Source organism: Luteitalea sp. (genome assembly GCF_044337415.1).
Classification (GTDB): domain Bacteria; phylum Acidobacteriota; class Vicinamibacteria; order Vicinamibacterales; family Vicinamibacteraceae; genus Luteitalea.
In genome coordinates, this window is the sequence record NZ_JBIINP010000329.1 from 1 (window position 1) to 3,476 (window position 3,476).

At 70.5% G+C, this 3,476-nt stretch carries 4 protein-coding genes; 3 read left to right on the plus strand and 1 reads right to left on the minus strand.

Features of this window, described 5'->3' with window-relative positions; genetic code table 11:
* Positions 1 to 707 (plus strand): ATP-binding cassette domain-containing protein (locus ACIRDX_RS21805; RefSeq protein WP_396627528.1); only part of this gene is annotated, 707 nt, incomplete at its 5' end.
* Entirely contained in the window at positions 704 to 1,678 is a 975-nt protein-coding gene (locus tag ACIRDX_RS21810; RefSeq protein ID WP_396627529.1) for an ABC transporter permease, read from the plus strand. The genes ACIRDX_RS21805 and ACIRDX_RS21810, both read left to right, overlap by 4 nt.
* 106 nt (positions 1,679 to 1,784) lie before the next feature.
* Here ACIRDX_RS21810 and ACIRDX_RS21815 read toward each other — a convergent pair whose 3' ends face one another.
* Positions 1,785 to 2,570 carry an NIPSNAP family protein gene (locus tag ACIRDX_RS21815; protein ID WP_396627530.1) on the minus strand — a complete coding sequence of 262 codons (786 nt, stop codon included), beginning with the start codon at positions 2,568 to 2,570 and terminating at the stop codon, positions 1,785 to 1,787.
* Between the two features lie 148 nt (positions 2,571 to 2,718).
* On the opposite strand from ACIRDX_RS21815, the gene ACIRDX_RS21820 reads away from it, so the two are divergent.
* The coding region (locus ACIRDX_RS21820; RefSeq protein WP_396627531.1) for a substrate-binding domain-containing protein at positions 2,719 to 3,476 on the plus strand (758 nt) is incomplete at its 3' end.

Sequence of the window (3,476 nt, forward strand, 5' to 3'; positions counted from 1 at the left end):
TCGAGGGCCGCGTGGAGCAGGCGTCGCTGCGCGTGCGGGCCGGCGAGATCGTCGGCATCGCGGGCCTGGTCGGCGCCGGGCGGACGGAACTGCTGCGTGGCCTGATGGGACTCGAGGAACGCGCCGTTGCCGGGCGCCTCGCCGTCGATGGCCGGGCCATCGCCATCGACCGGATGACGCCGTGGGACCGCCTGGCCGCGGGCCTCGGCTACCTGAGCGAGGACCGCAAGGGCGAGGGTCTCACGCTGCCCATGTCGATCGCCGACAACATGACCTGCACCCGGTACGACTCGGTCAGCCGCCGCGGCGTCGTCGATGGCCGCGCGCAGCGGGAGCAGGGACAGCGCTGGGTCGATCAGCTGAAGGTGAAGGCGCGGACCCCGCTGCAGGCGGTGCGCACGCTGTCTGGCGGGAATCAGCAGAAGGTCGCCGTGGGGCGGTTGCTGCACCAGCAGGCCACCGTGTGGCTGCTCGACGAGCCGACGCGGGGCGTCGACGTCGGCAGCAAGGTGCAGTTGTACGAGGCCATCGCGCAGGCCGCCGACGAGGGGTGCGCCGTGGTCATCGTCAGCTCGTACCTGCCGGAACTGTTCGGCCTGTGTGACTCGCTGGCCGTGATGTGCCGCGGCACGCTGACGCCGACGCGCCCGCTCGCCGCATGGACGCCCGAGTCGGTGATGGCGGCGGCCATCGGGACACCACAGTGACAATTGCCATGCTCTCGAACCTGCGCGCTCGTCTCTCCGTGCTGGCGCCCATCCTCGGGCTCGTGCTGGTCATCGGCATCTTCGCCGTGCTCAGCGACGACCCGGCGCAGTACCTGTCGCCCCGGAACCTCCGCATCGTCCTCGCGCAGACGGTCATCGTCGCGCTCGGCGCGATCGGGATGACGTTCATCATCATCAGCGGCGGCATCGACCTGGCGGTCGGATCGACGATCGCGCTCGCGGGCGTGGTCACCGCGCTCGGGTTGCGCGAGGGGTACCCGCCCCTGGCGGCGATCCTCGCTGGCGTCGTCACGGGCGGGATCGTGGGCCTGGTCAACGGCCTGGCCATCACGCGGCTGAAGGTGCTGCCGTTCATCGCGACCCTCGGCATGCTCGGCATCGCGCGCGGCGTGGCCAAGTGGCTCGCCGACCAGCAGACGGTCAATGCCCCGGCCACGTGGGTCAACGAACTCGCGGTGACGTTCCCCACGCCGACGTGGCTGCTCGTGGCGCCCGGCGTGTGGATCTCGCTGGTGCTGGCCGTGGCCGCGACGTTCCTGCTCCAGCGCACCGTGTTCGGGCGGCGGGTCTTCGCCCTCGGCAGCAACGAGGCGGCCGCGCGCGCCTGCGGCGTGCAGACCGATCGCCTCAAGGTGTGGATCTACGGCCTGGCCGGCCTGTTGTTCGGGCTCTCGGGCGTGATGCAGATGTCGCGGCTGCGGCAGGGCGATCCGACGGTGGCGATCGGCACCGAGCTCGACGTGATCGCGGCGGTGGTGATCGGCGGCGGCAGCCTGTCGGGCGGCGAGGGCACGATCGTCGGGTCGCTGATCGGCGCGCTGGTGATGGCCTTCCTGCGCAACGGCAGCCAGCAGATGGGCTGGCCGAACTACGTCCAGGAAATCATCATCGGCATCATCATCGTGCTCGCCGTCGCCGCCGATCGCGCCCGCCGCGCCAAGCAGGTGTAGCAAGGTAGGGCGCGATGTCCTCATCGCGCCGTTGCACTAACGGCGGCATGGGGACATGCCGCCCTACCTCTGTGTCGCGGGACATGCCGCCCTACCTCTGTACCACCTAGATCTGCGACCACGGCTGCGGCGCGAGGTACGTCGAGGTCGCGCCCGACATGATGGCCGCGTCCTTGTACTCCTCCTTCTGCGACAGCACCTTCCAGTCGGGGTCGTTGCGGAACGCGTTCCACTGCTGCTCGCGGTCGGCCATGCTCGGGTAGGTCAGCATGTACTCGAACTGCGGCAGTCGCACGCCGAACAGCGTCTGGCCGAAGAACACGGGTGTGAGCCCCACCTTGCGGAAGATGGCCAGCTCGCCGCCGGTGTCGAACATCTCGATCTTCTTCAGGCCCGCCACCTGGCTGGGCGCCTCGTAGCGGCGGATCTCGAACAGGCGGGGCTTGCTGGTGTCGGGCGCCTTGAGCTGCGGCATGCCCTCGAAGGCGAGCAGCAGCGCGCTCTCGACGCGGTCGAAGGCCGGCCGGTCAGCCGGGGCATCGAGGAACGGCGCGCCAGCCTTCACGTACGCGGCGTCGGCCATCAGGCGCCGCCCCAGCGTGACCGCCGAGTCGGCGCTGGCGTGCGGAATCAGCACGACGCAGGTCGGCGGCTCGCCCGTGGTCACGTCGAACATCCCGATGGGACCCAGGCCGAGCCGCGTCAGCGCCGGCAGCAGGGCGTCCTTCAGGTAGGCCCGCGTCGTGTCGCGCATGACGCCCGTGCGGATGCGGTAGCGGCGGAGCTCGTACAGCTGTCGGCCTGCTCCGCCGGGCTGCTGGGCGGCGCCGGTCCCTCCGGCGAGCGTGAGGGCGGCGGCGGGGGTGGTGGAGAGGAAGTCGCGTCGGGTCATGGCGCGACCAGTCTCGTTCGTGGGCGCGTCCGAGGGCAACTCCCGAGGCAGGGGGCGGCGGGCTTTGGGCTACAATCCGCCCACGCCGAACTTTGCCTCCCCCTGTGGCGCGTGTCGCGGCACGGGGACAGGCGCGGCGGAGACGCCCATGCGACGACTGTTCACGCTCCTGTGCCTCGGCCTGTTGACCTCCGCATGCGGAGGCGGCTCGACCACGCCGCCGCCGGCCGGGCCGAAGACGCTCCGGTTCGCCGTCATCCCGAAGGCCCTCGACATCCCGGTCTTCAACTACGCCCGCATCGGGGCCGAGCGGAAGGCCAAGGAACTCGGCAACATCGAGGTGATCTGGCGCGCCCCCGAGTCGGCCGACCAGTTGCGCCAGAAGGAAGTGCTCGAGTCGTTCATCTCGCAGCGCGTCGACGGCATTGCCATCTCGTGCACCAACGGCGACTTCCTGGCGCCGGTGATCGACAAGGCCATCGCCGCAGGCATCCCGGTGATCACGTGGGATGCCGACGCACCGACCTCGCAGCGCATGGCCTACTACGGCGTGGACGACTTCAAGGCCGGCCAGCGCCTGGCGCAGGAGGCCGTGGACGCCCTCGGTGGCAAGGGCAAGGTCGCCCTCATGACCAGCCTCGGGTCCTACAACCTGCAGCGGCGCCTCGACGGCGTCAACGACGTGCTCAAGCAGCACGCCGGCATCACCATCGTCGAGACGTTCGACGTGAAGGAAGACATCGTGCGCGCCGGCGAGGTCATCGCGACGGCCACCAACCGGTACCCCGACCTGGCCGGGTGGATCTCGGTGGGCGGCTGGCCGATCATGACGCGCAACGCGCTCGAGCCCGTCGACACGGCGCGCACGCGCGTGTTCAGCTTCGACACGATCCCGCCCGCCCCGGA

What these genes read in the sequence shown, in the direction of transcription:
- ACIRDX_RS21815 (WP_396627530.1), bottom strand. Translation starts at nt 2,570, where the DNA reads ATGACCCGACGCGACTTCCTCTCCACCACCCCCGCCGCCGCCCTCACG.